Source organism: Halomonas sp. NYA30 (genome assembly GCF_976980765.1).
Window position 1 is genome coordinate 532,789 of record NZ_OZ334477.1, and the last position, 26,810, is coordinate 559,598.

General features: G+C 54.3%; 25 protein-coding genes. 12 read left to right on the top strand and 13 right to left on the bottom strand.

All coding sequences use genetic code 11. The features are described from left to right. Nucleotides 1-56: 56 nt before the first annotated feature. The 4 genes from ftsY (at nucleotide 57) to rpoH (ending at nucleotide 4,141) form a co-directional block, all read left to right on the top strand. Nucleotides 57-1,436 carry a signal recognition particle-docking protein FtsY gene (ftsY, locus tag ACWI0H_RS02480; RefSeq protein WP_485874714.1) on the top strand — a complete coding sequence of 460 codons (1,380 nt, stop codon included), beginning with the start codon at nucleotides 57-59 and terminating at the stop codon, nucleotides 1,434-1,436. Further along, entirely contained in the window at nucleotides 1,433-2,101 is a 669-nt protein-coding gene (gene ftsE, locus ACWI0H_RS02485; RefSeq protein ID WP_008959902.1) for a cell division ATP-binding protein FtsE, read from the top strand. Before ftsY ends, ftsE begins: the two co-directional genes overlap by 4 nt. After that, nucleotides 2,098-3,141, top strand: coding sequence for a permease-like cell division protein FtsX (ftsX, locus tag ACWI0H_RS02490; RefSeq protein ID WP_485874715.1), 1,044 nt, complete (start codon nucleotides 2,098-2,100; stop codon nucleotides 3,139-3,141). The genes ftsE and ftsX overlap by 4 nt, the downstream gene beginning before the upstream one ends. Nucleotides 3,142-3,274: 133 nt before the next feature. Further along, nucleotides 3,275-4,141, top strand: a complete 867-nt coding sequence (gene rpoH, locus ACWI0H_RS02495) for an RNA polymerase sigma factor RpoH (RefSeq protein ID WP_008959900.1) — start codon at nucleotides 3,275-3,277, stop codon at nucleotides 4,139-4,141. A gap of 89 nt (nucleotides 4,142-4,230) precedes the next feature. On the opposite strand, the gene slmA is transcribed toward rpoH, so the two are convergent. From slmA to coaBC, 5 genes are all read right to left on the bottom strand, one after another. Beyond that, complete coding sequence (gene slmA / locus ACWI0H_RS02500; RefSeq protein ID WP_336273581.1) at nucleotides 4,231-4,839, bottom strand: nucleoid occlusion factor SlmA; 609 nt, start codon at nucleotides 4,837-4,839, stop codon at nucleotides 4,231-4,233. Nucleotides 4,840-4,858: 19 nt separating this feature from the next. Beyond that, complete coding sequence (gene argB / locus ACWI0H_RS02505; RefSeq protein WP_008959898.1) at nucleotides 4,859-5,758, bottom strand: acetylglutamate kinase; 900 nt, start codon at nucleotides 5,756-5,758, stop codon at nucleotides 4,859-4,861. A gap of 168 nt (nucleotides 5,759-5,926) precedes the next feature. Further along, nucleotides 5,927-7,312, bottom strand: a complete 1,386-nt coding sequence (locus ACWI0H_RS02510) for a phosphomannomutase/phosphoglucomutase (protein WP_485874716.1) — start codon at nucleotides 7,310-7,312, stop codon at nucleotides 5,927-5,929. Nucleotides 7,313-7,399: 87 nt separating this feature from the next. Beyond that, entirely contained in the window at nucleotides 7,400-7,858 is a 459-nt protein-coding gene (gene dut, locus ACWI0H_RS02515; protein ID WP_339881739.1) for a dUTP diphosphatase, read from the bottom strand. Further along, nucleotides 7,855-9,192, bottom strand: a complete 1,338-nt coding sequence (gene coaBC / locus ACWI0H_RS02520) for a bifunctional phosphopantothenoylcysteine decarboxylase/phosphopantothenate--cysteine ligase CoaBC (RefSeq protein ID WP_485874717.1) — start codon at nucleotides 9,190-9,192, stop codon at nucleotides 7,855-7,857. Before coaBC ends, dut begins: the two co-directional genes overlap by 4 nt. A 172-nt stretch (nucleotides 9,193-9,364) precedes the next feature. Between coaBC and radC the strand changes: the two genes are divergently transcribed. From radC to ald, 7 genes are all read left to right on the top strand, one after another. Next, nucleotides 9,365-10,039 carry a RadC family protein gene (gene radC, locus ACWI0H_RS02525; protein WP_485874718.1) on the top strand — a complete coding sequence of 225 codons (675 nt, stop codon included), beginning with the start codon at nucleotides 9,365-9,367 and terminating at the stop codon, nucleotides 10,037-10,039. A gap of 256 nt (nucleotides 10,040-10,295) precedes the next feature. After that, nucleotides 10,296-10,532 (top strand): 50S ribosomal protein L28, encoded by a 237-nt coding sequence (gene rpmB, locus ACWI0H_RS02530; RefSeq protein ID WP_485876146.1) that lies wholly within the window; start codon nucleotides 10,296-10,298, stop codon nucleotides 10,530-10,532. A 52-nt stretch (nucleotides 10,533-10,584) separates the two neighbouring features. Continuing rightward, nucleotides 10,585-10,740: a 50S ribosomal protein L33 gene (gene rpmG / locus ACWI0H_RS02535; RefSeq protein WP_007111734.1), complete on the top strand. Its 156-nt coding sequence runs from the start codon at nucleotides 10,585-10,587 to the stop codon at nucleotides 10,738-10,740. Nucleotides 10,741-10,896: 156 nt separating this feature from the next. Then, the gene (mutM, locus tag ACWI0H_RS02540; protein WP_485874719.1) at nucleotides 10,897-11,739 is read left to right on the top strand and encodes a bifunctional DNA-formamidopyrimidine glycosylase/DNA-(apurinic or apyrimidinic site) lyase; all 843 of its coding nucleotides are present in this window, start codon (nucleotides 10,897-10,899) and stop codon (nucleotides 11,737-11,739) included. A gap of 60 nt (nucleotides 11,740-11,799) precedes the next feature. Next, entirely contained in the window at nucleotides 11,800-12,990 is a 1,191-nt protein-coding gene (locus ACWI0H_RS02545; protein ID WP_176302512.1) for a class I SAM-dependent methyltransferase, read from the top strand. Nucleotides 12,991-13,024: 34 nt separating this feature from the next. Further along, nucleotides 13,025-13,459, top strand: coding sequence for an acyl-CoA thioesterase (locus tag ACWI0H_RS02550; protein WP_485874720.1), 435 nt, complete (start codon nucleotides 13,025-13,027; stop codon nucleotides 13,457-13,459). 174 nt (nucleotides 13,460-13,633) lie between these two features. Further along, the gene (gene ald / locus ACWI0H_RS02555) at nucleotides 13,634-14,752 is read left to right on the top strand and encodes an alanine dehydrogenase (RefSeq protein WP_485874721.1); all 1,119 of its coding nucleotides are present in this window, start codon (nucleotides 13,634-13,636) and stop codon (nucleotides 14,750-14,752) included. A gap of 31 nt (nucleotides 14,753-14,783) precedes the next feature. Here the strand turns inward: ald and ACWI0H_RS02560 are convergent, their stop codons facing one another. Continuing rightward, the gene (locus ACWI0H_RS02560) at nucleotides 14,784-15,032 is read right to left on the bottom strand and encodes a SlyX family protein (RefSeq protein ID WP_101147424.1); all 249 of its coding nucleotides are present in this window, start codon (nucleotides 15,030-15,032) and stop codon (nucleotides 14,784-14,786) included. A gap of 112 nt (nucleotides 15,033-15,144) precedes the next feature. On the opposite strand from ACWI0H_RS02560, the gene ACWI0H_RS02565 reads away from it, so the two are divergent. After that, the gene (locus ACWI0H_RS02565; RefSeq protein WP_101147423.1) at nucleotides 15,145-15,684 is read left to right on the top strand and encodes a cold-shock protein; all 540 of its coding nucleotides are present in this window, start codon (nucleotides 15,145-15,147) and stop codon (nucleotides 15,682-15,684) included. Between the two features lie 78 nt (nucleotides 15,685-15,762). Here ACWI0H_RS02565 and ACWI0H_RS02570 read toward each other — a convergent pair whose 3' ends face one another. From ACWI0H_RS02570 to ACWI0H_RS02600, 7 genes are all read right to left on the bottom strand, one after another. Beyond that, nucleotides 15,763-16,152 carry a hypothetical protein gene (locus ACWI0H_RS02570; RefSeq protein WP_485874722.1) on the bottom strand — a complete coding sequence of 130 codons (390 nt, stop codon included), beginning with the start codon at nucleotides 16,150-16,152 and terminating at the stop codon, nucleotides 15,763-15,765. Continuing rightward, the gene (gene dapE, locus ACWI0H_RS02575) at nucleotides 16,149-17,321 is read right to left on the bottom strand and encodes a succinyl-diaminopimelate desuccinylase (RefSeq protein WP_485874723.1); all 1,173 of its coding nucleotides are present in this window, start codon (nucleotides 17,319-17,321) and stop codon (nucleotides 16,149-16,151) included. Before dapE ends, ACWI0H_RS02570 begins: the two co-directional genes overlap by 4 nt. After that, nucleotides 17,308-18,333: a 2,3,4,5-tetrahydropyridine-2,6-dicarboxylate N-succinyltransferase gene (gene dapD, locus ACWI0H_RS02580; RefSeq protein ID WP_336273574.1), complete on the bottom strand. Its 1,026-nt coding sequence runs from the start codon at nucleotides 18,331-18,333 to the stop codon at nucleotides 17,308-17,310. The genes dapE and dapD overlap by 14 nt, the downstream gene beginning before the upstream one ends. A 57-nt stretch (nucleotides 18,334-18,390) precedes the next feature. Continuing rightward, a complete protein-coding gene (locus tag ACWI0H_RS02585) occupies nucleotides 18,391-18,735 on the bottom strand; it encodes a Spx/MgsR family RNA polymerase-binding regulatory protein (RefSeq protein ID WP_336268872.1) in 345 nt (114 codons plus the stop codon). 31 nt (nucleotides 18,736-18,766) lie between these two features. Continuing rightward, nucleotides 18,767-19,963, bottom strand: a complete 1,197-nt coding sequence (gene dapC / locus ACWI0H_RS02590; RefSeq protein WP_336273572.1) for a succinyldiaminopimelate transaminase — start codon at nucleotides 19,961-19,963, stop codon at nucleotides 18,767-18,769. Between the two features lie 143 nt (nucleotides 19,964-20,106). Then, nucleotides 20,107-23,232, bottom strand: a complete 3,126-nt coding sequence (locus tag ACWI0H_RS02595; protein ID WP_101147417.1) for a DEAD/DEAH box helicase family protein — start codon at nucleotides 23,230-23,232, stop codon at nucleotides 20,107-20,109. After that, entirely contained in the window at nucleotides 23,223-26,732 is a 3,510-nt protein-coding gene (locus ACWI0H_RS02600) for a site-specific DNA-methyltransferase (protein WP_157826562.1), read from the bottom strand. Before ACWI0H_RS02600 ends, ACWI0H_RS02595 begins: the two co-directional genes overlap by 10 nt. Nucleotides 26,733-26,810 lie beyond the last annotated feature (78 nt).

Consider the following 26,810-nt stretch of genomic DNA (forward strand, 5'->3'; position numbering starts at 1 on the left):
TCGGGTTAGGGTGTTAGCATAACCTTAATGTTCACTATTTATATCGAGTAACACACATGTTTGGTTTTTTTAAGCGTAAGAATAAGCAAGACCCGCAGCAGGCGCCCCAAGACCCGCAGCAGACGCCCCAAGACTCGCAGCAGGCGCCAGAGGAAGAGCAGCGTCTAAAAGATCAGCCTCAAGAGCGAGCTGATGAGGGTGACATCGAGGCGCCAGATACTTCTTCGGAAGCCGTTGAAGAGGTCCCGCCCGTGCCGGATACTTTGCCAGAGCCAGAGCCAGAGCCAGAGCCAGAGCCAGAGCCAGAGCCAGAGCCAGAGCCAGAGCCAGAGCCAGAGCCAGAGCCAGAGCCAGAGCCAGAGCCAGAGCCAGAGCCAGAGCCAGAGCCAGAGCCAGAGCCAGAGCCAGAGCCAGAGCCCGTTCGTGAAACGGCGCAACGTCCTGCTTTACAGGAAAAGCCCGTCGCCGAAAAAAGTAAACAGCAAGGCGAACAGAAAGGCTGGTTTGCACGTATCAAATCAGGCCTAGGGAAAACCCGTGCCAATTTAACCGACGGCATCGCCGATCTGTTTTTAGGCAAGAAACAGATTGATGACGAGCTGCTGGAAGACCTGGAAACGCAGCTGCTAATGGCCGATGTCGGTATTGACGCGACGACCGAGATTATTGGGCGCCTGGAAGCGCGCGTCTCACGCAAAGAGCTAAATAACCCTGAGGCGCTTTACCGTGGCTTGCAGGAAGAGCTATCTACTATGCTGGCGCCGGTCGCCAAGCCGCTGGTGCTGGAGAAGGCGGGCAAGGGGCCGTTTGTTATTTTAGTGGTAGGCGTTAACGGCGTGGGTAAAACCACCACCATCGGCAAACTTACCCAGCGCTTTCAGCGCGAAGGCAAAAGCGTCATGTTGGCGGCCGGTGACACTTTCCGTGCCGCGGCCGTTGAGCAGCTCAAAGTATGGGGCGAACGCAACCATGTGCCGGTAATCGCCCAGCACACTGGCGCGGACAGCGCCTCGGTAATTTACGATGCGGTAGCGGCCGCCACTGCGCGAGGTGTTGATGTGCTGATCGCCGACACCGCCGGGCGACTGCATAACAAAAGCCACCTGATGGAAGAGCTGAAAAAGGTCCACCGGGTGATGCAGAAGCTAGATGACACCGCGCCACACGAGGTGATGCTAGTGTTGGATGCGGGCACCGGGCAAAACGCTATATCCCAAGCCAGCACCTTTAATGATGCCGTACCAGTGAGCGGGATCACGCTAACCAAGCTGGATGGCACCGCCAAAGGCGGCATTATCTTTGCACTGGCCAAACAGTTGGAAACACCCATTCGCTTTATCGGCGTAGGGGAGGGTATCGACGACCTGCGCCCCTTCGAGGCTAATGATTTTGTCCACGCGCTGTTTGACCGCCAAGGGGACGATGCCAGCGCATGATCGCCTTTGAGCATGTGGGAAAACGCTACGGCGGTCGTTTCGAAGCCCTGGCGCATCTCAACTTTCGGGTTGCTCGGGGTGAGATGGTGTTTCTGACCGGCCACTCCGGCGCGGGTAAAAGCTCGCTACTACGCTTAGTGATGCGTCTTGAGAAGCCTAGTCGCGGGCGCGTCGTCGTGGCGGGGCACGATATTGCCCAACTACATGCCAGTCAGGTGCCGTTCTATCGGCGTCAGATTGGCGTGGTCTTTCAGGATCACCAACTGCTATTTGATCGCAGTATTTTCCACAATGTCTCGCTGCCACTGGAGATCCAAGGGGTTGAGCCCCGTGAAGCCGCCCGCCGTGTGCGCGCAGCGTTAGATAAAGTAGGGCTGCTGCACCGTGAAAAGGCGTTGCCGATAGAGTTGTCGGGCGGCGAGCAGCAGCGCGTCGGCATTGCCCGGGCGGTGGTCAATAAGCCTGCGCTACTGCTCGCTGATGAGCCCACAGGTAATCTGGATCCACAGCTGTCAGCGGATATTATGGCGCTGTTTGAGGATTTTAACCGAATTGGTACCACGGTAATGATCGCCAGCCACGACTTGGCCCTGATTGCTCAATTGCGCCACCGCATCCTGCGTTTAAGCGATGGTCGTTTGGTGGCCGACGAGGGGGCAGCATGAAGTCCTCCGCGACCCCAAGGCGCCAGCAGGGAGCGGCATTAAAAACGCCGCGAAAAGCCGCTGCTAAACCACCGGCCGATAAACCCTCACAGCGAGGTGCACGTTCCCAGCAAACGCGCTTTTCCAGCCGTCTGCGGGCCTGGGGACGCCACCATCGCAGCATGGCGTGGGATAGTTTTCAGCGCTTGGTACGTTATCCCTTGGGTAACCTGCTGACGATGCTAGCCATCGCCATTGCCCTGGTGCTGCCCGCTGCGCTGTGGTTGACCCTGGACAGTGCGCGCCTGCTGGATGCCGAGCTTGATGAAAGCGCCACGCTTACCGTTTATCTGGAATTGAGCACTGATGATGCCCAGGCGCAACGTATTGAAGAGGCGGTCAACGCTGAGCAGAGCGTGCTCGAAACCCGGTTGATCAGCGCTGAGCAGGGCATGGCGGAGTTTCAGCAGTCGCTGGGTCTGGATAATGCCTTGGCGGGTTTGGAGAGCAACCCGTTACCCATCAGTATCGTGGTGCATCCTTCAAGCATCGAGCCGGCCGCCATGCAGCAGTTGGCTGCTACGCTTGAAGCCTTTTCCGGGGTTGATGAGGTGCGTCTTGATCTGGCTTGGGTGGAGCGGCTGAGAAACCTGGCTGAACTGGGAAGGCGCGTTGCCCTGGCGCTGGGAGCGCTGTTTGGCCTGGGCGTTTTGCTAGTGGTTGGCAACACTATTCGCCTGTCGGTGGAAAGTCGCCGCCGCGAGATTGAAGTGGTGATGCTGATTGGCGCCACTCACGCCTTTGTCAGACGCCCATTCCTGTACAGCGGGGCTTGGTACGGTGTTGGTGGTGGGCTGTTAGCGCTGGGTCTGTTAGGCCTGGGCAATCATTGGCTTTCCCTCCCGGTAGCTGCCCTGGCGGCGAGCTACGGTGCCAGCTTCTCATTACCTCAACTCGACGTGACAGGCTCTACAATTCTGCTATCTTGCAGTACACTACTAGGCTGGTTGGGTGCTTGGTTGGCGGTAACTCGTCATCTCTCAAGTATCCGTCCAAAATGATTCAGCAGGCCGATTCAATAGCGCGTGAACCTTATTCTCGCGATAAGGTCTTTGTAGGACAGAATTTAAGGTAATAGGTTATTGATAACGTGCTACGTCAACCACGATGGGTTACAGGGGAGACCACCTGCACATGAGCACTAGTCTTATACCGGTGGGGCAGCTTTCACCCGGCGGTGATCTGGGCGGCTATATCCGCGCAGTTAATGGAATTTCGGTTTTAACCGCTGATGAAGAGCGAGAGCTCGCCTATCGTCTTTACGATGACGGTGATCTGGAAGCTGCTCGGCGTTTAGTGATGTCACATTTGCGCTTTGTGGTTCACATTGCGCGTAGTTATTCTGGCTATGGGTTACCCCAAGCAGATTTAATTCAAGAAGGTAACGTCGGCTTAATGAAAGCCGTCAAGCGCTTCGATCCTAATCAGGGTGTTCGATTGGTCTCTTTTGCCGTGCATTGGATCAAAGCGGAAATTCACGAATTTGTGCTGCGTAACTGGCGCATCGTCAAGATTGCCACCACCAAAGCGCAGCGTAAGCTGTTCTTTAATCTGCGTAGCGCGAAGAAGCGCTTGGCGTGGCTGAACAACGACGAAGTGTCCGCCATTGCTAAAGATCTCGACGTTAAGCCTGAGATCGTGCGCGATATGGAAGGGCGTCTCTCCTCTTACGATGCTGGCTTTGATGCGCCCGCAGGCGATGATGAAGAGAGTACCTATCAGGCGCCGGTGCATTTCCTGGATGACGCAGCATCAGACCCTGCCACGCAGTTGGAAGATAGCAACTTCGAGGAAGACTCAACGCGCCGGTTACAGGTCGCGCTTGAGGGGCTTGATGAGCGCTCGCGGGATATCCTGCAGCGTCGCTGGTTAGCCGATAGTAAAGAAACGCTGCACGACCTAGCCGATGTCTATGGGGTCAGCGCTGAGCGTATTCGTCAGCTTGAAAAGAACGCGATGAAAAAGCTGCGCCAGAAAATGGGCGAGCCGATGGTGGCTTAAGTATAAGCTGGCTAGTATTTGTCGCCTTAAAAAACCGGCCCCTGCAAAGGGAGCCGGTTTTTTTGTGCTGCCTTCATCTGTGGCTTAGCCTATGCGGGCTGTACCGCCGTGCGTAGTAATTGCGCAGATAATAGCGACCATTGATCTTCCCAGTGTTCGGTGGGTAGGCGCTTAAAGTCGCTGCGTACGTACTGCGAAATCCGGCCTTCTGCCTGGGCCGCTAGTAAATTAGCAGCGGCGGAGGCGGGAATCGTAGGGCGCAGACCTTCACGCAGCTCGGCTTCGCGCAGAATCTGTTTGAGCTGCATCTCCAGGCGTTCAAACAGTTGGTTGACCCGCTGGCGTAGCCTGGCGGTTTCGCCGGTGAGTACGTCGCCTCCCATTACCCGGGCCAGCCCAGGATTTTTCTCGGCGAAGCCCAGCAGCAGCGCCAAGATGGTGCCGCAACGGGTAGTGGCGTCGGGTACGTCGTCTAAAATACGCGTAATGCGCTCAAAAATGCTCTCTTCAATAAAATCAATCAGCCCCTCAAACATACGTGCTTTGCTGGGGAAGTGACGGTAGAGCGCTGCTTCTGAAACACCTACCTGACGAGCGAGAGCGGCGGTAGTAATGCGTTTGCCACTGTCTTCTTCAAGCATTAATGCCAGTGCTTGGAGTATCTGCTCGCGGCGGCGAGGTTTTTGATCTTCGCTCATGATGTGCCCTCCGTCGCGGTTAGCTCGCGTCCGTGATTAGGGTGCCCACCCCAGCATTGGTGAAAATTTCCAGCAATACCGCGTGGGGGACACGGCCATCAATAATGTGCGAGCTATTCACGCCGCCTTTTACTGCATCTAACGCGCAGCGAATTTTGGGCAGCATGCCGCCATAGATAGTGCCATCTTCGATCAGGGCATCGACTTGTGCGGTGGTTAAGCCTGTGAGCACCTCGCCTTCGGCGTTCATGAGACCAGCGACGTTAGTGAGCAGCATCAGCTTTTCAGCGTTAAGCGCTTCGGCAATCTTGCCTGCTACCAGGTCAGCATTGATGTTGTAGCTATGGCCTGCAGCGTCGACGCCAATCGGGGCGATCACCGGGATAAAGTCGCGCGCCGCCAGCATCTCAATCAACTCGGTTGAGATCGACTCCACTTCGCCCACGTGGCCGATATCGATAATCTCCGGGGCCGTCATTTCAGGGCTTTGGTGCTCGACCTTAAGTTGGCGGGCACGAATTTGCGCGCCGTCCTTGCCTGTCAGGCCGATCGCCTTGCCACCGCTCTGGTTGATCAGGTTCACAATACTTTTATTAACCAAACCGCCCAGCACCATCTCGACCACGTCCATGGTTTGCGAGTCGGTGACCCGCATGCCGTTGACGAAGCGCGACTCGATGTTGAGCTTTTTGAGTAGGTCGCCGATTTGCGGCCCGCCGCCGTGCACCACTACCGGGTTGATGCCGACTTCCTTCATTAGCACGATATCGCGGGCAAAGGAGTCAATCAGGGTGCTTTCGGTCATGGCGTTGCCGCCATATTTGACCACCACGGTTTTACCGGAAAACTGCTGAATATAGGGGAGGGCTTCGGAAAGCACCTCCACAACGACCTGCGGGTCGCGACTGGCTGAACTCATGAGGTTGTCCCTTGCGAACGTTTATTATGCTGCATAACGTTTATGTCGATTGTGTCGTGAGGGTCGCGCTTTCTAAGCGCGCGATCCCTTCAGCGCCTGACTATGTAAAGAGCTATGTGAAGAGCTATATGAAAAGCTATTTCAAGAGCTATCTATCCAACAATTTGCTTACTGGGGTAGCTCGATATCTGGCGCGACGCGCTGTAGCGCGTTATTAAATACCGCTTTGATACGTGCGAGGGCGGCATCGTCCTTCCCTTCGAAGCGCATGACCAGGGCAGGCGTGGTGTTGGAGGCGCGGCACAACCCCCAGCCATCCGGGTAATCAACGCGAATGCCATCTAACGTGGTTTTGATACCTTCGCCGAAGTCGCCCTCGCGAGCAAGCTTATCTATTAGAGAAAATTTGTTAGCGTCGGTAACCGCAATATTAATCTCTGGGGTACCAACGTCTTGGGGAAATGTGGCGAAAAAAGTATCCGCATCGTCAGGCTGGTTGGCGAGAATTTCTACCAGCCTAGCGGCGGCATAAAGGCCATCGTCAAAACCATACCAGCGCTCTTGGAAAAAAATATGCCCGCTCATCTCTCCGCCCAACTGAGCGCCGGTCTCTTTCATGCGCGCTTTGATCAGGGAGTGACCGGTTCGCCACATCTCAGGCTCGCCCCCAGCATCACTAATCACTTTGACTAGGTTGCCGGTGCACTTGATATCAAAAATAACCTTGGCGCCGGGCAGGCGCGTGAGCATATCGGTGGCAAATACCATCAGCAGGTGGTCGGGATAAATCAGCTTGCCGGTGGAGGTGACCACGCCTACTCGGTCGCCATCGCCATCAAAGGCAAGCCCAATGTCAGCGCCCGTTTCTTGCACCTTGCGCGTCAAGTCCTGCATATTTTCCGGTTTGCCAGGATCCGGGTGGTGATTGGGAAAGTGGCCATCGATCTCATCGAACAGCGCAGTTGTATCAATACCGAGGCGAGTCAGCAGCTGCGGGCCAAGCTCGCCGGCAACCCCGTTGCCGCAGTCGACCACGGCTTTGATCGGCCGGTTGATCTTAACGTCACCTAATATGCGCGCTAAATACGTTTCGCGGAGATCCTGCTGGGTGATGCTGCCTTGACCGCTCTCCAGGTTGCCAGACTGGATACGCTCAAACAGCGCGGTAATCGCATCGCCGGAGAGCGTTTCGCCGCTCAGAACGATTTTAAAGCCATTGTAATCAGGCGGGTTATGACTGCCGGTAACCATCACGCCTGATTGGGTGCCTGGCAAGATATGGGTGGCGAAGTACAGCACCGGCGTGGGCACCATGCCGATATCAATAACGTCTCGTCCTGCAGCGTTCAAGCCACGCATCAGCGCTGCTTGCAGCCGAGCGCCTGAAAGGCGACCGTCGCGTGCGACTACCACGCTGGATTCTCCCCGTGCGGCGGCTTCCGAGCCAACGGCACGTCCGATCATTTCTACCGTCTCTTCGGTGAGCGTGTCGTCAACGATACCGCGGATATCGTAGGCGCGAAAAATCGAAGCGGGTACGGTCTGTGCGTTCATAGGCTTCCCAGCTAAACAGAAATTTCCTTGCAAAGGTTTCTTAACCACGTCCTGTCAATTGCTACTGCTAATGGCTATTGCTAATAGCTACTGACTGCCGGTGCTGCCAAACCCGCCGCTTCCCCGCAGGGAGTCTTTAAACGCGTCCACAAGAGTGAGTTCGGCTTGCACAACAGGCACAAGCACGTACTGTGCCAGGCGGTCGAAGGGGGCAAGGGTAAAGTCGCTCTGGCCCCGGTTCCAGACCGAAATCATCAGCTCGCCCTGGTAATCGGAGTCGATCAAGCCGACCAAGTTGCCCAGCACAATGCCGTGCTTATGCCCCAAACCGGAGCGCGGCAGAATCATGCCTGCTAAGCCTGGGTCTTCAATATAGATGGCAATGCCCGTACGCACGAGCTGGCAGTCGCCGGGTGCCAAGGTCAGTGGCGTGTCCAGCAGGGCACGTAGATCCATGCCTGCAGAGCCTGCTGTTGCATAGGTGGGGAGATAATCGTGCAAGCGTTCATCTAACACTTTGCACTGCAGACGGGGGCGGGCACTCATTGGGATTCTCCAGAAGCGTTAGTAGAAGTTGTTTCAGATGCTGTCGTCGAAAGCAGGGTGAGCGCCTGATGAATGATCGTAGCGGCCAGCTGGGTTTTCGGCTGGGGTGCTTCCGCCCGGCTTTCAACGCCTTCTGCGGTGCGCCATAGTAACCAGGCGGCATTCTGGTCGCTGCCAAACCCCAGGCCCGCCTGGGAAACATCGTTAGCCACGATCATATCCAGCCCTTTGCGCTGCAGTTTATCCTGCGCGTAGCGCTCTATTTCTTGGGTTTCGGCGGCAAAGCCAACTACCAGCGGGCGCTGCCCAGCGGGAAGCGCCGCTATGCTGGCGATAATGTCAGGATTTTTCACCAAGGTCAGGGTGAGAGTGTCGCTATCGTCCTGCTTCTTGAGCTTGTGCTCGGCGGGGGCTACCGCACGGTAGTCAGCCACCGCCGCGCAGCCGATAAATAGCGCCGCTTGGGGCGCTAACCGTTGTGCTTCACGGTACATCTGTTCGGCTGACTCAACGTCAATCCGTGTGGCGCCCGGCGGGGTGGATAAATTAACTGGCCCGCTGATCAACGTCACTTTAGCGCCCTGCGCCACTGCCGCTGCAGCTAAAGCAAAGCCCATTTTTCCCGAACTGTGATTGGAAATATAGCGTACCGGGTCCAGCGGCTCGCGAGTTGGGCCAGCGGTGATCACTACATGAGGGGCGCCAGCGGAGGAGCCATAATAAGGAGAAGGTGGCGCTGCAAACAGTGCTATCACAGCGCTAAATATCTCTTCAGGCTCACTCATGCGGCCAGGCCCCACATCACCACAGGCTTGATCGCCCGCGGCAGGGCCTATTTGCTGCCAGCCGTCTTGCTGCAGCTGCGCCACATTGCGCTGAGTGGCCGGGTGGCGCCACATCGCCTGGTTCATTGCCGGGGCAATCAGCTTGGGCGCTTCTGAGGCCAGGCAGAGCGTGGTGAGCAAATCATCAGCCATGCCGAGCACTAATCGAGCGATTAAGTCGGCCGTGGCTGGGGCGATGAGTACTACATCCGCCCAGCGGGCCAGCTCAATATGGCCCATGCCCGCTTCGGCTTCCGGGTCGAGTAAGGAGGTGCGCACCGGCTCACCGGAGAGTGCCTGCAGGGTGAGCGGCGTAATAAAGGCCTGAGCCCCATCGGTCATTACCACACGCACCTCGCAGCCCGCTTGCTTAAGCAGGCGCACAAGCAACGCGCTTTTGTAAGCAGCAATACCCGCGCTAACCCCGAGTAGCACCCGTTTGCCAGCGAGTGTTGAGGCAGCGGTGAAAGCGATTGTCGGGGTGCTTGTTGTGTCAGCAACAGAAGCCATGTTCAGTCATCCGCATCAGCGTTCGTGAGGAGGCTTACCATACCACTGGCACCATCAATTTGGCATATTGAGGGGAAACAAGGGTAAGCTAGGTTTACTGAGGCTGATCGCGTGAGTTGGTTTGAAGGCGGTTTGCGTTAATTACCAAGGGCGGACAAAGCGGGAAGGTGCGATGGGAATCAATCACTGGCCAGAGGGTGAGCGGCCGCGGGAGAAATTATTAAACGCAGGTGCCCAGACGCTTTCGGATGCGGAGTTGCTGGCGATTTTTTTGCGCGTCGGCGTACAGGGGCGCTCGGCGGTTGATTTGGCGAGGGATTTGCTCACAAGCTTTGGTGGCTTACGCCAACTGCTGGAGGCTGATCAAGCAAGTTTCTGCGCTGCCCATGGGCTAGGCACCGCTAAGTATGCCCAACTACAAGCTACGCTTGAGTTGTCGCGGCGCCATTTGGCTAGCCAGTTGGCGCGTGGCAATGCACTGACATCGCCTGCTTTGGTGCGCCACTACCTGAGTTCCCAGCTGCGCCATTTAGGCCATGAAGAGTTTGCCGTGCTTTTTTTGGATACACAGCACCGAATTATTCGCTATGAATCGCTGTTTCGCGGTACCCTAGACAGCGCATCTGTTTACCCCCGCGAAGTTGCCAAGCGCGCTTTAGAACTTAGTGCTGGCGCCGTTATCCTGGCTCACAATCACCCATCGGGTGTGGCAGAGCCAAGCGATGCTGATCGACGAATCACCGAACGCTTAAAAGACGCGCTCGCGCTGTTTGAAGTGCGCGTGTTGGATCATTTCGTAGTGGGAGATGGAGAAGTGGTCTCTTTTGCCGAGCGTGGCTGGCTATAAGCAGAATCAACGCGCAGTACATTGCGTGACGCTATCTAAGTTAAATGAGTAAAATGGCGCTTATTTAACCTTTTTAGTGGGTTTTGCTTGCTGCTAGTCGGGTGCTCTGGTATAAAGTGCCACCTTTAAACTTGGGTTGAATAACGGATTTGGATAAAGCTTGGCGGTTAACGGCGCCGACACCTTCCCTTCCGGTCCGCCCGACAGTTTTGAACACTCAGGTTATTATATCCTGGCCAAGCAGTTGGAGGCTCTAATGTCCAAAGTATGTCAGGTTACCGGCAAGCGTCCGGTAACTGGAAATAACGTTTCACACTCAATGCGTAAGACACGTCGTCGTTTCTTGCCAAACCTGCACACCCATCGTTTTTGGGTTGAGTCTGAAAACCGCTTCGTCAAGCTGCGCGTTTCCACTAAAGGAATGCGCATCATTGATAAAAACGGTATCGACGCAGTTTTGGTTGATATTCGTAAGCGTGGCGACGCTGTCTAAGCTAGCTTTCGGGCCAAGCGTTTCGGACCAAGCATTTTGGAAGGATTAAATCATGCGCGATAAAATCAAGTTGGTGTCTAGTGCCGGTACCGGTCACTTCTACACCACTGATAAGAACAAACGGAATACTCCGGATAAGTTCGAGTTCAAGAAATTCGATCCGGTTGTCCGTAAGCACGTTATTTATAAGGAAGCCAAGATCAAGTAATCGCGTAAGCGATGATGATCGGCTTTCTCTGCAGGCGAGCGTCTGTTCAAAACCCGGCCCAAAGCCGGGTTTTTGCATGCACGCTTTTTATGCGCAGCATGCCTAGCGAATCCATCTTCATTAGGCTGTCATCACAAGCCGTTACGATGCTCAAATATGCCCGAACTGCCCGAAGTTGAAACCACCCGCCGAGGGATTGCGCCTTATATTGAAGGTCAGGAAGTCACCGAAGTGCTGGTGCGTCAGCCGCGGCTGCGCGTGCCCATGCCGGATGACTTGGCCGAGCGGTTGGTGGGCGCACGCATTGGCGTATTGAAGCGGCGGGCAAAATATCTGCAGATTCCCATTCAGCCGGTTAGTGCGCTTGCAGATGATGCTAGTGCCACGCTGTTATGGCATTTGGGCATGTCGGGTAGCCTGCGTATTGCCCAGGTGGGGGATTTGCCTAAAAAGCATGACCATGTCGATGTGGTCACCGCTAACGGCTATGTGTTGCGTTATCACGACCCCCGTCGGTTTGGCTTTGTGGATTGGCAGGCCAAGGATGAAACGCAGGATAAGCGTCTTGCGCATTTGGGGCCCGAGCCATTGTCTGATGCGTTTAATGGCAAGTGGCTTTACGCCCGCTCGCGCAACAAGCGTGTGGCAGTAAAGCCATTTCTGATGGACAACCAGGTAGTGGTGGGTGCCGGTAATATCTACGCCGCGGAAGCGCTGTTTATGGCGGGCATTGATCCGCGCCGTGCGGCAGGGAGAGTTTCTCGCGCTCGTTATGACGCTTTAGCCCTTGCTGTGAAAGAGGTGCTGGCGGCGGCGATTACCCAGGGTGGCACTACGCTGAGAGACTTTGTCAGCGGCCAGGGTGAGCCCGGCTACTTTGCTCAGCGGCTAAATGTTTACGGCCGCCACGGTCAGCCCTGTTTGCGCTGCGGCGCGGAGCTTCGCCGCATTACGCTTGGCCAGCGTGCCAGCGTTTTCTGCCCCGGCTGCCAGCGTTAATGCCTGCCTATAAGTGCTGACGTTTTACTTAAGTTTTGCTTACGATTTTTGGAGATTGCTGTGACCCAACGCCTGCGCCTGAATAAAAATGCTGATCGCCGCCTCAAAGCGGGCCATCTCTGGATCTACTCTAATGAAGTAGATATCAAAGAGACGCCGCTGAAAAACTTTGCGGCAGGCGAAACCGCCCTGGTAGAAGCCTCCAACGGAAAAGTCATGGCGGTGGCTTACGTTAATCCCCATTCGTTAATCGCTGCCCGCGTTATGTCGCGTGACCCTGAAATGCGCTTGGATCGTTCGCTGTTTGTGCACCGCTTTAACCAAGCGTTGGCACTACGTCAGCGTCTTTATGAGCAGCCGTATTACCGCTTGATTCACGGTGAAGGCGATTTGCTGCCAGGCTTGGTGATTGATCGTTTTGGCGATGTTCTCGTCGTGCAGCTCAATACCGCTGGCATGCAGGCGTTGGCGGATGAGATTGTTGATGCGCTGGAAAAAGTCATCAAGCCTGAAGTGATCGTTTTCCGTAACGATACCGGCGGTCGTCGTCAGGAGGGTCTTGAGGCCCACGTTGACGTTATCAAGGGCACGTTGCCCGACGAAGTGGTGTTGGAAGAGAACGGCGCACGTTTTGTCGTGCCGGTACTTAATGGCCAGAAAACCGGCTGGTTCTTCGATCACCGCGTTAATCGCGAATGGCTCAATCGCCAAGTGGCCGGTAAGCGCGTGCTGGATGTCTTCAGCTACGTGGGTGGCTGGGGCGTGCAGGCAGCCGTTCATGGCGCGAAAGAGGTGGTGTGCCTAGACTCTTCAGGCCCAGCGCTAGACCAGGTTGCACGCAACGCTGAGCTCAATGGCGTTCAGGAAAAAGTGGCTGTTAGCGAAGGGGATGCATTTGAAGCCTTAGCAGCCTTGAAGGCAGAGGGTGAGGAGTTTGACGTGGTCATTCTTGACCCGCCTGCGTTCATCAAAAAGCGTAAGGATATCCCTAACGGCGAGCGTGCCTATGCCCGCTTGAACCGCGAAGCCATGCGATTGCTGGGTCGCGACGGCCTGTTGATGTCCGCCTCCTGCTCAATGCACCTAGCGCCCGAGCGGTTGATGGATGTGGTGCGTGGCGCCGTTCGCCATCAGGACCGCCATGGTCAGGTGATTTTCCAGGGCCATCAAGGCCCCGATCACCCGGTGCATCCCGCTATTCCTGAGACGTCTTACCTGAAAGCGTTGGGAGTGCGCGTGTTCCGCGACTAATTCACACGAGAGTCAGGATAAAGAGGAGCCAAGGATGGAGTGGGCGCTGCCCGATCCTTTTGTGATCGATATCCGCGTCGCTGATGAGGCGATTGATGCTTATCAGCACGTTAACAACAGCGAGTACCTGCGCTGGGTTGAGCAGATTAGTTGGGCGCACTCTGAAGCGCTCGGCCTCTCGATTGAGCGTTACCGAGAGCTTGACCGTGCGATGGTGGTTCATCGTCATGAACTGGATTACCTCGCGCCTGCTTTTGCAGGCGATGAGCTACAGTTGGTGACCTGGATTGTCGATTGCGATGAACGCTTCAGTCTGACACGGCGTTTTCAGCTAGTGCGCACCAGCGATTCCAAAACACTGCTTTATGCCCGCACGCGCTTTGCCTGCGTGGCGCTCTCAACGGGGCGGCCCAAACGTTTGCCCGAAGAGTATCGGCGCATCTATGGTGGCGCCGTTATCGTTGAGTGATTTAAAGAAGAGTGGAATTTTTCGTGCAGAACCGGCAATCGCTAGATTTTTCTCCTAAAAAACGCCTTAACCGGCGTTTTTTTTGTTTTGCGTTCCTGGGGTGGTGGTCAACGTTCGCTGTGCTGTAATTTGCTTAATAAGACGAATGACCTTTAAAAGCACAGGAAAAATCCAATGAAAATCGCCGTCCCCAAAGAGATTAAAAATCACGAGTATCGCGTCGCGTTAACGCCCACTGGCGCGCGAGAGTTAACCGGTCGTGGCCATCAGGTCAGCGTTCAAGCTAGTGCTGGTGAAGGGGCTGGCTTTACCGATGCCGATTACCAGGCCGCCGGTGCTCAGATTGAAGCCGATGTGGACACACTGTGGCGCAATGCCGAGCTAATCCTCAAGGTGAAAGAGCCCCAGTCTGACGAGGTGGCGCGGCTCACTCCGCAGCATACCCTGTTCACCTATCTTCACCTGGCCGCCGAAGAGCCCCTTACCCGTGGTTTGATGAAAAGCGGCGCCACCTGCATCGCTTATGAGACGATTACCGATGCCCGCGGCGGCTTGCCGCTACTTGCGCCTATGAGCACCGTAGCAGGGCGAATGGCCGTTCAAGCCGGTGCTCATAGCCTGGAAAAAGCCCAGGGCGGTGCAGGCGTGCTGCTGCCCGGCGTGCCCGGTGTGGCGCCGGGGAAAGTGACGGTCATCGGTGGCGGCGTCGTCGGCGAAAATGCCGCTCGCATGGCATTGGGGTTAGGCGCAGAGGTCACCATTCTGGATAAATCTCTGGCGCGGCTGGAAGTGTTGGATGACCGCTATCAGGGGCGCATCAAAACGGTTTATTCCACCGCCGATGCACTTGAAACGGCTACCCTTGAGTCGGATATGATCATTGGCGCGGTGCTGGTGCCTGGCGCCGCTGCGCCAAAGTTGATCACTCGCCGCATGCTAGCTGATATGAAGCCTGGTAGCGTGTTGGTCGATGTAGCGATTGATCAGGGCGGCTGTTTTGAAACCAGTAAGCCCACCACCCACGCCGAACCGACCTATATCGTTGATGGCATTGTTCACTACTGCGTCGCCAATATGCCCGGCGCCGTGGCCCGCACCTCTACCCAGGGGCTGACTAACGCCACGCTGCCCTTCGTGCTTGCCCTGGCGGATAAAGGCTGGCAGCAGGCGCTACGTGACGACCCGCACTTCCTGCCCGGTCTTAATGTGCATGCTGGCCAAGTTACTTATCAAGCCGTGGCAGACGCCTTTGGGCTGGAAAGTAGTAATCCCGCGAGTGTTGTTGGAGGCTAATAAATACGCAGTCGTTGGCGCTATCATTAGCTTAATAGTGTGGCGGAAGTTCATCCTCGGGGCGCTGGCCGCCCTGGGGTTCGCTTGCTTGAAGTGCTTGATGCTGCTCGCGGAGGCGTTCGCGCATCAACCCACTCAACTGCTCCAGTTTTTCCAGGCGGCGCTCCTGCTGAATCACCGCTTGGTCTAGCGTGTCCAGCCAGTGCTCTTGGTGCGCTAAGCGGCTTTCTAAAGATTCCACAAGCTGGGTTAGCTCAGCAGGCGATAATTCGTGGGTCATGATAACATTGCAACCTTATGTAGTAGTATGCCAGTGCTATTGGGAATGGGCCTGATAGTGCGGGTATTGTCCTTCGTCTGTTACCCATACAACAAGAGAGCTTTTATTTTCTATGAACCCAAAAGTTGTGTTTCGCTGTTTCTTAATCAGTGTATTACTTGCCGCCCCCACGCCACTTCTGTTGGCGGGGATTGTTCGTTTAACCAATAGTGCCCTCGCCGAGCAATTAATGGAGGTGTTGGCAGACAGTAGCGGTGTCTATATTGCTGTTGCTATCGGGTGTTTTATTGTTCTGTGTATTGGCACATTAGCGTCTGCTGCTTTTGCGCCCTCAGTAGTGGTGGCGTCTGATGTGGTAGCGCGTCCTAAGCCTGCATCGCGCCAGCCTCAAGCGGCTGCTCCCTTGGACGATGATGAGGAAGAAGACATCATCGACCCCAATGATGGCCGTGAAGAGGGGGAAGTGAAGTGGTTCAATACTAACAAAGGCTATGGTTTTATTACCCGCGATAATGGTGAAGATGTCTTTGTACACTTTCGCGCCATTCGCGGCCGTGGCCCGCGTATGTTAGCTGAAGGCCAAATTGTGCGTTATCACGTGATTAAAAATGAGCGTGGTTTGCAGGCCGACGATGTGAGTATTATTGAGTAAGTTTAACGACTAGCTAAAGTGATCGTAGGATAGTAAACGACCCCGCTTCGGCGGGGTCGTTTACGTTTATAGGGCCTATTATCGGCCTGAATCGGGCCACTCGATGGCTCCCTCTTTGCCGCCGGGCATCACTTGCCAGAAGCGGTCAGGATCATCGCCGGGATTCCAACCGCCCAATGAGCATCGCACCTCGGTCTGAAGCGCCTCTGCGGCTTGTTGGGCGCACTCCTGGTCAGTCATCCAAGGGGTGTGGTTGCTATCAAACCATAGGCTGGCAAAGCCATCGGCGGCTTTGTCTACTAATAATACCGGTACGCAGTCGCCCTCATACTGACCTCGGGTTTGCCATTTGCCTTTGCCTGCCGGGCTGAGCGGCGGTGCGATTAGCGTGCTTTTTAGCCACTCATTGAGTGCCTCCAGCGAGACGCTAGCCAGGTAGATTTCTATATCGGGGTAACGCTCCATCATACGTTTACCTCGCCGGAGATGAGCAACGCCTGCAGTGTCGCTTCGTAAATCCGGCTTAAGTCGTCGAGGTCGCTAGCGCGAACGCGCTCATTGACCTTGTGGATGGTGTCGTTCAGCGGACCTAGCTCGACCACCTGAGCACCCAGGGTGGCAATGAAGCGGCCATCCGAAGTGCCGCCACTGGTAGAAAGCGCGGGGCGCTCGCCAGTCACTGCTTCAACGCCTTTGATGGCGGCGTCGACAAGCTCGCCTTCAGCGGTCAAGAAAGGCTCGCCGTTAAGCGTCCAGTCTATCTGATACTCCAGGCCATGCTGAGCGAGAATGGATTCCGTGCGAGCCTGCAACTGTTGGTGGGTCACTTCGGTCGAGAAGCGAAAATTAAACACCACTTCGACATCGCCAGGAATCACATTAGTGGCACCGGTGCCTGCGCGCAGGTTAGAAATCTGAAAGCTGGTGGCAGGGAAGAAATCGTTGCCCGCGTCCCAATGCTCATTGACCAGCGCGTCGAGTGCTGGCATCGCTTGATGGATAGGGTTACGCGCTAAATGCGGATAAGCCACGTGGCCTTGCACGCCCTTGATGTGTAGCGTGGCGCCGAGCGATCCGCGACGACCGTTTTTGATCACATCGCCCAGTCGATCGGTGGACGAAGGCTCGCCGACAATGCAGTAATCGAGGCGCTCATTGCGCTCGCGCAGATGTTCAACCACCGCGCGAGTGCCGTCGACCGCCGGACCCTCTTCATCGGAAGTGATCAGAAAGGCAATGCGGCCGTCGTGCTCTGGATGATTCGCGACAAAGCGTTCAACGGCGGTCAGCATGGAAGCGAGGCTGCCTTTCATATCGGCAGCGCCACGCCCGCACAGCATTCCCTCTGCGTCGATGCAGGGCTCGAACGGGGGGTACTGCCAGTTGATATAAGGGCCGCTGGGCACCACATCGGTGTGGCCCGCGAAAGCCACGACGGGGCCGTGATGACCGCGCACTGCCCAAAAATTCGTTACATCGCCAAATGGCAGCCGCTCAACATTGAAACCGAGCGCTGTTAAACGCTCGATCATGAGTTCCTGGCAACCTTCGTCGTCCGGCGTTACCGAGGCTCGGCTGAGCAGCTCAAAGGCAAGTTGCAGCGTCGGCGACAGCGCTTCAGGCTCAGTTGTGGGCATGCAACGCCTCGTTCAGGGCGATGGCACTTTTGTTGGTCAGGCACTCAATGCGGCCGTTCTGCGAGTTGCGGCGCCACAGCTGATCGTCCTGGCTTGCCAGCTCGCGGGCAGAAACGGTTTTTACTTCCTGGCCCTGATCATCCAGCAGCGTTACTTTGGAGCCAGCAGTAATATAGAGACCCGCTTCCACCGTGCAGCGGTCACCCAGGGGAATGCCGATGCCAGCGTTGGCGCCGATTAAGCAGCCTTCGCCGACTTTAATGACGATATTGCCGCCGCCGGAGAGGGTGCCCATGGTCGAGCAGCCGCCGCCGAGGTCTGAACCTTTGCCGACCATTACACCCGCCGAAATGCGGCCTTCTATCATGCCGGGGCCTTCGGCGCCTGCATTGAAGTTGACGAAGCCTTCGTGCATCACTGTGGTGCCTTCGCCCAAGTAAGCGCCAAGACGCACGCGGGCAGTGTCGCCGATGCGGATACCGGTAGGTACCACGTAGTCGGTCATTTTGGGGAATTTGTCCACGCAGTCCACGGAGAGCGCGCGCCCCGCCAAGCGCGCCTTTAAGCGGCGTGTAGGCAGCTCTTCAATATCGATCGCGCCTTCGTTGGTCCAGGCAATATTGCGTAGCAGACCAAACATGCCGGTCAGATCCAGCCCGTGGGGCTTCACTAAACGGTGGGAAAGCAAATGGAGCTTGAGGTAGACCTCGGGAGCGGTCTGTGGTGGCTGGTCGGTGTCCAGAAACATGGCCACCAGCGGGCGCTGGCTAGCGGAAAGCGCTTCAGCGAGCTCTGCTTGAGCGGAGTGGCCAGCGGCCTCTAAGGCTTTTGCCAGGCGTGTGCAGTCTTCAGGCAAAAAGCTAATCGCAGCGTTGCCTTGCGGCGCATCCAGCGCTTGCTGAGCAGCGGCTACCAAGCTCGCATCGGGATTGAACAGCGGTGCCGGGTAGTAGATTTCCAGCCAGTCGCCTTGGGTGTTTTGGGTGCCAATTCCAAGCGCAAAGCTCAGCATAAGAGAGTGTCCTGTAGTGATGAATGGTGGAGAATGAAGAATGAGTGCGGCTAGCGACTAACTGCTCAGCTTGTCGTAATCGCCGTCGCGGTAGCCAACCAGAATGGTTGAGTCGTCTACTTCTAGTAGCGGTCGCTTCAGTAGCGTGGGATGTTTCACCAGCATCTGGCGAGCTGACGTATCAAAGGCATCTTTCTCTTCTTGAGGGAGGTCGCGCCAGGTTTTGCTACGTTTGTTGACGACATCGGCAAGCGGTAGGCGTTCTAAAATATGCTCAAGCAGACCCGCCGAAAGGCCATCTTTGCGCAGGTCGTAGGTCTTGAACGCAATACCTTTGCCTTCCAAGGCTTTTCGCGCCTTACGGCAGGTGTCGCAGGTATTAATAATATAGAGCGTCAGCATACAGCCTCCATGAACTAAAGCGTTATCGCGGTTAACCGCGCTCAATAAGATGACGGATACGCTGCGCCGCTTCCAGCGTAGGCGCCAATTCGGCTACCAGCGCTAATCGCACACGTCCTGCGCCAGGGTTAATGCCGTTTGTCCCCGTGCGGCCCATTAAGCTGCCGGGCAGTACGCTGACATGCTGCTCGGCAAATAGGCGCTGGGTGAAAGCGATGTCATCGCCGCCGGGTACTGCGGGCCAGAGATAGAAACTGGCTTGAGGTGCTGGGAAGCTCATGACAGGCGCAAGCACATCGGTCACCGCGCTAAATTTTTCCCGGTAGGCGTCGCGGTTAGCGCGCACGTGCTGCTCATCCTGCCAGGCAGCAATAGACGCGTGCTGAATGGGTATCGACATAGCGCAGCCGTGGTAGGTGCGGTAGCGCTTGAAGGGGGTTAACAGAGCTGCATCGCCTGCCACAAAACCCGAGCGCAGGCCGGGCAAGTTAGAGCGTTTGGAGAGCGAATGAAATACTACGCAACGCCGATAATCGTTACGGCCCAGTTCGGCGCAGGCTTGTAATAGGCCGGGTGGTGGCGCGGTCTCGTCCAGATAAAGTTCCGAATAGCACTCGTCTGAGGCGATGATGAAATCGTACTCATCGGCCAGTGCAATGAGTTGCTTGAACTCCTCAATGGGCGTGACAGCCCCGGTGGGGTTGCCCGGTGAACAGATAAACACCATCTGCACCTCACGCCACGTAGCGGCAGGCACCGCACTAAAGTCAGGCCGAAAATTGTTCTCAGCGGTGCAGTCTAAGTAGAGCGGTTCACCGCCTGCCAGCAGCGTCGCGCCTTCGTAAATCTGATAAAACGGATTGGGTACCGCAACTTTTGCCGGGCGCGTGCGATCCAGGGCTGCCTGCACAAAGGCAAAAATTGCTTCCCGAGTGCCGTTGACCGGAACGACATGCTGTTCGCTGTCGAGGTCGCGTAGCTGAAAGCGCTGCGTTGCCCAGTTAGCGATGGCTTCACGAAGCGCTGGCAGGCCGTTGGTGGCCGGGTAGCGGGCCATTTCCAATTGGTGCGCTACTAGGGCATCAAGCGCTGCTGGGTAGGGCGCGTGCTGTGGTTCGCCAATGGTCAGCGGTATATGGGCGAGCTCGGTGGGCGGGGTGAGCGTCGCCTTTAGCGCCGCCAGCTTTTCAAACGGGTAGGGATGCAGGGCGTCGAGGTCGGCGTTCATGATGTGTCCGTTAGTGGCTGGCTGGCGTAGGGCGACGATTATAGGCAAGCCCCGGTTCAGGCTCAAACTTGTTATCTTTGCAGGCAGCAAGAGACGTAACAGCAGGCAGTGCTAGCTAATAAACATTGCCCGCTGCTTTTAATTTATGAAAGAAGCTGAGCGAAAATTCGGCTTAAATAGGAATCGCCGTCACGGAGCTTAGTAGAGGACTGACCGGACTCATTTTTATCATGCCAATCAAGACGTAACACACCGCGCTGAATCATCGCTTCAGCTCGCTCCATGTCTGAGTTTGTTGGTGAGGAACCCCTCCAACGTCCCAGTGGCGATGTATCTCGTAACAGGATAAAGGAATGCACTGACCAGATACGACCTGTTTGGCTCTGTAGATCCTTAGCCAATTCGTTCAAGTGGCCGTTGGTGGCAATGCGTACCTTGTCGTTCATGCTGTCTGCACTTTTCAAGCCAAGGTCATCTTCCTTGACAATGCCGGTCTGACCCTTAGGGTCGAACAGGGCAAGCGTGGTTTTGTTGGCTTTTTCATCCACAATCCAGAGCACAAAGTCGGGATAGAAAACGCGGGTTTCGCCTTCTAAGTAGATGCCAATGGATCGCAACGACTCTACATTGCGCATCAGATAGAACTCACGATGATCGCGCGGGTAATTATCGTCAATAAATTCCAAAATATCGTGAAGGAATTTACGTTCCCCCGGATTCAGGCTGTCAGGTGATATGCCGATACGCTTGAGTTTATGCTTTTTGAGTAACGTATCGGTGGCTTCGCCTAGTAAATGTTCGTAGATATGATAATCACCACGAGCCTCTTCAAGGTCGAGCTGAATCTGTTGGTTCAGTGTGGCATCATTCTCGAAGGCGATTTTCTGTTCTAGTTCAGCAAATTCATAGGTCAGGCTGTAGCGGTCGATAAAGTCGCCGCGCGCACTCGGCGCGTTCTGACGTACGGTCTCAAAACGATACTGCCGTTTGTCGATGTCGTAGCGTACCTTATGAAAAATCTTTTCCAGCAAGTCGCGTTGTACTTCTTCCAGCAGGCGCTCGATAACCGGCCATTTGCGCTCACTCAATGGCTGGTCATAAAGAATTTCTTTAGTTGGTTTGAGCAGAGCTTCCACGCTGAGAGGTTGTATGGAAGCACTTTGGTCTACGTAAAGTTGCACACGTTGTTGGTGGCCCCAGGTTAGCAGACGGGTTTGCAGCCAATCGCTGTCAACGAATGCTGTCTGGCTTTTGAGGCAGTCACGTAGTTCATGCACAAGGTTATGGCCTTTCTGAGTACGATCCGTACGATAATCGAGGCTAAAACCGGGGTTAGCCAATCGACCACTGAGCTCAACGTTGCGCTGAACATTGTTACGCTGAAAATAATGCCAACACCACTCATGAGTTTCATCATCCAACGTGATGCGTAGGGGGGAGTCGAATTCGGAGCGTCCCACCTTAAATGTGTGTAACTTGTGTTGATAATCGGTGAAGGCCAGTGCTGCCCGCTTCTGCTTGTGTGTGCCCACCTTAACAATAGCGGGATTGACCTCCAGGCTATAAGGCCCTGCGATTATAGGTAAATCCTTCTCTAGCGCGCCGAGAAAAACAGCCAACCATGATTTGTTAAGGCTAAAAACGTTTAAAGTTTCTAAGCGACGAAGTTGGCTATCCGACGTGTCACTATCTACGAGCGCTGCATAATCATCGCTATGAACTAGATGTTGACGCTTGCCGTCCCCTCGTAAGCCTTTCAGGCGTACGCCTCTTCCGAAAATCTGAATGATCTTGTTGCCCTTGCTCGAACCGAGGTTGATCAGACCGATAATCGACACTCGGAAGCAGTTCCAGCCTTCGGCGAACTTGCGACTGCCCACCAAAACATTGATCGGAGATCCTACGTCATCAATAGCGTCGAAGTGATAGCGCGCATTGACAATGGGGGCCTTGCTCAGTATTACCAGTGGTTCACCATTGGTGTCACGGAGCTGTGGGTGTGCTTCACACTCTTTAAAGAACTTGTCACCATTGCCGACGTTGATCAGTCCCCAATACTGCGCATCGCCCCAGGAAAGCCAGATTTCATCGGCTACGCCGGGAGATCGGGTCAGGGTCAGCTTGCCGTTGTGCTGACCGTTGAATATGGGGGAATAAGCCGCACGGCTAGCATTATCAAGGTGGGCGAGCCAGACCACGAAGCGGCGAATGTCGGAAACCTCATCCTTTGCGCTGCCCTCTTTCTTGGGATCTTCTACCGTATTGCCCATGTAAGCTAGCAGAGGCTTGTCGGGGAAGTGCCCGGTGAAGGGCAGCTCTCCAGTACCATGCGCTTGGCTGATGGTTAGCTGTTCATGTGCAGTGAGTTTTTCATGCAGTGTGTCGAAAGTGGCGGTGAAAAAGGCGGTATCGCCCTTGCCAGTATCGGCGAAGCGATCATCAGCTAGACTCTGTAGTGAGTAGTCTTTGCCATAGCCATCCTTGAAGAAACGATAGTAGTTGTAGTCGTAGACGATCTGTTCTTCGTAGTCGCGGACATGAGTTTCGGATATACCGTGATAGGTTGCCGAATACTCAAACAAAAAAGCATTGTCCGGTTTAAGTAGGTTTTGGCGCAGTTGCTTGAAAGCGCCTACTTCCTTGCCTCCGCTGGCCAAGCCTATGTGACCTTCATCCACCAGTACTAGCCGAAAAAGCCGGGTGCTGTCTGGCATGTTGAAGAAGCCGGGCTCTTTATTGAGTAGCGCGCTGGTGGTGGCAACCGTTAGCTTGATTCGGTTGTTGTAGAGGCGGTTCAACTGACGAACTACTTCGCCCAGTTCGCGCTCGTGCTGTTCAATCAGGTTAGCGCCCGGCGTGGTTAGAATAATTTGCAGTTCATCAAAAGCTGCTGTACCGCCAATGTGCTCGATGTATTGCAGAATATTTAGGTGCATCAGCAGCGTCTTACCGCTGCCAGTGGCCATCCAGTACGCCAGGGCTTTCTGTTCGGCAAACCCCTTGCCAGCGCGCTTTTGTTCAAGCACGTATTCGGTAAAGTAGAGCGCCAAAGTTTGGTAGTAACGCAACGTGAAAGGCCGTGAAAGCAGTTGGTTATAGTCACTCAACCACTTCTGTATCTTGCGTCCTATTGGTTTGGGCAGGCCACTGCTTTGACGAGAAGCAAAGCTTTCTACCTGTTTTTGGTAGTCACGGTCGTGCCCTTCAGCGCGTGTGGAAAATTCGCCCAGCAGTTCGCGTTTGAGTCGGTTGTAGAGTTTTAGCTCCATTGTGCGCCCCGCAGGAAATCGCTGGCCTGAATCAGGTAGGTTTCGAATGTCAGTTGGCGTAGGTCAGCGTCGAAATTCAGTTCCAAGCGCTGGACACGGCTGACGCCCTGCTCGTCGGTATAGTGGGCAAGAATAGTATGAAGGCTGTCGGTGTCGTCTTCCGCCGGGTTGATATCGCGGAAAACTACCAATGTATCGTGAATGGTTTCAACGACTAGATAGGGGCGGCCGATGTCTGGATGAGTATCTGGGCGATATGTGCGGCGTGATTTGACCCAATAGCCTTGCAGATAGCACCACGTCTCCATTAGGTCGATGGTTTTTTCTTCACGGGCCTTGCCGACGCGTAGCGTTTGGCTAAACGGTCGTGAAATATCCAGTGAGCTGGTCGGGCTGCTTTGCTCAGGGCGAAACAAGTAGCTGACCGGCACTTGCTTGGGCAGTTCAACTTCGTCCCAGTGAGTACGTAACTGACCGCCATCATCCAAGGTCAGGTTATCTAACAGGTCTTCGTACTGCTCAATACTCTGCACTTTTACTAAGCGTTTATGAAGGCCACGATTAATTGGTGCCCCGTCTTTCCACTGGGTTGAGTAAAGCACGCGTTTGATGCGCGGCTTGAGAATTGAGTCGAAGTAGCCACCCATTTCGGTGAGTAGGAAGCGTCGCTGCTCATCGCTGCGTATAACTGCGTGACCTGTAGTGCCAGAACCAGCAAAAAAATCCATCACCCATTCACCCGAGCTAGTGGTTTGCTGGGTGAAGCGTTCAATTAAATTTACGGGTTTTGGGCTAGCAAACGTTCTGGTTTTACCTGTGGTAGCAGTCAGATCCTTTTCGCCGTCGGAATAATCGGTAACAACCGATTTGGCAACATTTGATTCTGCCTCATGCAGGTAGCGCTTAACTTGAGGAACCTTTTTTTCATCTTTTCCCCAAACAATACGCTTATCAGCATCAAGCTCTACAAAACAGGATGTCTGGCCTTCCATTCTTTCAAATGGCCACGCCCAGCCACGCTTTGGATGTGGACACGGCTTTTTTGTAACAGGATGAATCGGTTTGTAGAATCGAAATGCAGGGTCACTCGGATCTCGAAAAATAGCCTTTTGTGAATCTTGCTTCACCTGGGGCATTGAGGCATCACTTTCACGCCAAATCCATATCAGCGCCTCTTGTTCTTGGGCGAGGTGTTCTTCAACATAATAACCATTCACATCCCGGTACTCAGCATTTTTATAGTTGTATAAACCCTTCCAGGGATCAAGGTTCTTGTCGAACTCAATACCTTGTGTCTCCAGCTCGGCTTTGAGCGCTTCGCGATGGTTGGCGTATAGCTTAATAATTTCCGCTTCAAACTCATTGCTACTTAGGTACTGAGAGTTCAATTGTTCCACTAGTTCCATCATCTCGGCATAGCCGGGCTTAGGTTCGCGAAACATGGTCGGTTCAGCCTTGACTGTTTCCAGGTCTTTAGCGAATACCTCCACATACTCATGGTTTGTTGAATAGGTTGGAGACTTGTTTTTATTTGAATTTTGCGCCCAGATTATTTCTTCTACTCGATTGCTCGCGCCGAAAGTCTGGCGTAGTTGGTTTTCAAGCTGGGTGCGTTCCTTTTCATCAATGCTAGCGAACAGCACTCCATGTTTGCTCAAAAATGAATGCGCCAGCATGAGACGATCGTGGATCATGCTAGCCCAACTCGAATGCCGAAAGCTGTCTTTGTACAGAAAACCATCACCACCGGTATTGTAGGGAGGGTCGATATAGATGCACTTGATTTGCTCGCGGAATTTCTCCTGCAGTAAATTCAGTGCCTGCCAATTTTCTGAGGCGATAAGTAGGCCGTCGGTCTGTTCATCAAGATTGTCGAATTCGGGCAGACTGATCAAATCATCCTGAAAGTTGGGGTCACTTGCACGGAAAAGGCTGGTATCTACTACTAGCGTAGGGTGTTCTATCAGCTCTGATGCGTTACTAATATTTACTTTGAAAATATCGCGCCATTCGTCGCGCTGTGCCATGTTAGCGAAAACTCGCTTATGAAAGTGCGAGGGAATCTTGCCTACGGATACCAGGTAATGCGTATCAACAATTTTCTTTTTTAACTCGAATAGGCCTTTCTGGAAATTCTCAATGGCTGCGAGAAAACCAATCAAAGTGTCAGCGACTTGGTTAAACGCACGAGCGATCAGAGCAGTACTATTATCCTCGCCAGCATGCAGTAGGGCATCAAGATCTGAGAAGATCACCTGCTTGATGAAGCGGCTTTTCTCGCCAGTTAGAAATTCTTGCAAGTTCTTATGGATAAAGTAATCGGCGTCATTACCAACGTAGAACTTATTGAGATTGCGGTCGATTTCCCATAAAGAAGTGGCAATCCAATCTTGTTCAAGTTCCTTTCTTCGTTCGTCAACATTACCGCCAAGATCGGCGAATTCGTTGCGCTTAGCCAACTCTTCCAGATATTTTTCAAACTTGAGACGCAGTTGACCAATACCCTTGATTTGGCCTCCGTCGCTCTTGTCAAAGTCGCTGGTCAGATCATTAAATAACGGTTTTCCAAGCTTAGGGTCACTTTTGTCGGGTTTTTTATAGAGGTACGGCGTCAGATCATCTTCTTTTTGAAAAACTTCTTGCCACAGGTAAGTGTATAGCTCGATTTTAGGAGTGGACCTGGCTGCCAGGGTGAAGCGCACTTGCCAGACAGTCTTTTCATTGCCTTCGGCATCCTGCTCGACAATGGGTTGAATATCCTTCAATTGATAGTGCTTGCTGTCGCCGTCTTTGTTGTTATTACGCTCGCTGGTTTCTACGTCTTCATCGCCGCCACTGACTAGACGGAATTCCACCCACTCGCCAGCGATCTGGCAACGTACGCTGTGAAAGCCGTTGCCAGTTTTAATGTAGTAACTATCTTTGTGCTTCCAATGGAACAGCGTATCGGTGCCATCGTAGTCGGCTTCGTAGGGTACTTTGAATGCGCTGGTGGCGCGGGTATTGTAGCCGAAATCGCCATTCTGGTAGTACAGCTCGAAGAAGTTGAGCAGATGGTTATAGACTTTGGTTTCCAACTGCTCGGATGTCAGTTGCCGAGTTTCAAGGAAGGTCGTTAGCTGGGCTTCTGCCTGCTCGCGTTGCTCATCACTGAGTACCGGCATGGCGAATAAGCTTCTGAATCGAGCCTGTGCGGTTTCATCCTCTGGGTTTTCCGTAACAGCTTGCCAAAGTGGACGACCCATATCGCCGAATTGAGCGGCGAAGGCCGCTAACCAATTACTAGCAGTTTCGCTCTGGCTGTTATGTACGCTATTTAAGGCATTACTGACAATGCTTTGCAGGCTGCTATCCGCTTTGCCATCGATAAAAGTCTGGATGAATTGACGTTTCAGGCGGGTGATACGGTAGATGCCGAAATCTAGATCATGGGCTTCGAACTGAAACATGTCCTTAAGAAAGCGGCGTAGTTCATCGAAAGCTGGGGTCGGTGCGGTCATCTTTGTTCCTACAGTGGTTACGCCTGAGAGCTTCATTTTTTACTGAATGCTGTATTTTTAGACAGTTATTTGCCATTA

Coding starts and splice junctions, on each gene's coding strand:
- ftsY (WP_485874714.1), top strand. CDS start 57: ATGTTTGGTTTTTTTAAGCGTAAGAATAAGCAAGACCCGCAGCAGGCG.
- ftsE (WP_008959902.1), top strand. CDS start 1,433: ATGATCGCCTTTGAGCATGTGGGAAAACGCTACGGCGGTCGTTTCGAA.
- ftsX (WP_485874715.1), top strand. CDS start 2,098: ATGAAGTCCTCCGCGACCCCAAGGCGCCAGCAGGGAGCGGCATTAAAA.
- rpoH (WP_008959900.1), top strand. CDS start 3,275: ATGAGCACTAGTCTTATACCGGTGGGGCAGCTTTCACCCGGCGGTGAT.
- slmA (WP_336273581.1), bottom strand. CDS start 4,839: ATGAGCGAAGATCAAAAACCTCGCCGCCGCGAGCAGATACTCCAAGCA.
- argB (WP_008959898.1), bottom strand. CDS start 5,758: ATGAGTTCAGCCAGTCGCGACCCGCAGGTCGTTGTGGAGGTGCTTTCC.
- ACWI0H_RS02510 (WP_485874716.1), bottom strand. CDS start 7,312: ATGAACGCACAGACCGTACCCGCTTCGATTTTTCGCGCCTACGATATC.
- dut (WP_339881739.1), bottom strand. CDS start 7,858: ATGAGTGCCCGCCCCCGTCTGCAGTGCAAAGTGTTAGATGAACGCTTG.
- coaBC (WP_485874717.1), bottom strand. CDS start 9,192: ATGGCTTCTGTTGCTGACACAACAAGCACCCCGACAATCGCTTTCACC.
- radC (WP_485874718.1), top strand. CDS start 9,365: ATGGGAATCAATCACTGGCCAGAGGGTGAGCGGCCGCGGGAGAAATTA.
- rpmB (WP_485876146.1), top strand. CDS start 10,296: ATGTCCAAAGTATGTCAGGTTACCGGCAAGCGTCCGGTAACTGGAAAT.
- rpmG (WP_007111734.1), top strand. CDS start 10,585: ATGCGCGATAAAATCAAGTTGGTGTCTAGTGCCGGTACCGGTCACTTC.
- mutM (WP_485874719.1), top strand. CDS start 10,897: ATGCCCGAACTGCCCGAAGTTGAAACCACCCGCCGAGGGATTGCGCCT.
- ACWI0H_RS02550 (WP_485874720.1), top strand. CDS start 13,025: ATGGAGTGGGCGCTGCCCGATCCTTTTGTGATCGATATCCGCGTCGCT.
- ald (WP_485874721.1), top strand. CDS start 13,634: ATGAAAATCGCCGTCCCCAAAGAGATTAAAAATCACGAGTATCGCGTC.
- ACWI0H_RS02560 (WP_101147424.1), bottom strand. CDS start 15,032: ATGACCCACGAATTATCGCCTGCTGAGCTAACCCAGCTTGTGGAATCT.
- ACWI0H_RS02565 (WP_101147423.1), top strand. CDS start 15,145: ATGAACCCAAAAGTTGTGTTTCGCTGTTTCTTAATCAGTGTATTACTT.
- ACWI0H_RS02570 (WP_485874722.1), bottom strand. CDS start 16,152: ATGATGGAGCGTTACCCCGATATAGAAATCTACCTGGCTAGCGTCTCG.
- dapE (WP_485874723.1), bottom strand. CDS start 17,321: ATGCCCACAACTGAGCCTGAAGCGCTGTCGCCGACGCTGCAACTTGCC.
- dapD (WP_336273574.1), bottom strand. CDS start 18,333: ATGCTGAGCTTTGCGCTTGGAATTGGCACCCAAAACACCCAAGGCGAC.
- ACWI0H_RS02585 (WP_336268872.1), bottom strand. CDS start 18,735: ATGCTGACGCTCTATATTATTAATACCTGCGACACCTGCCGTAAGGCG.
- dapC (WP_336273572.1), bottom strand. CDS start 19,963: ATGAACGCCGACCTCGACGCCCTGCATCCCTACCCGTTTGAAAAGCTG.
- ACWI0H_RS02595 (WP_101147417.1), bottom strand. CDS start 23,232: ATGGAGCTAAAACTCTACAACCGACTCAAACGCGAACTGCTGGGCGAA.
- ACWI0H_RS02600 (WP_157826562.1), bottom strand. CDS start 26,732: ATGACCGCACCGACCCCAGCTTTCGATGAACTACGCCGCTTTCTTAAG.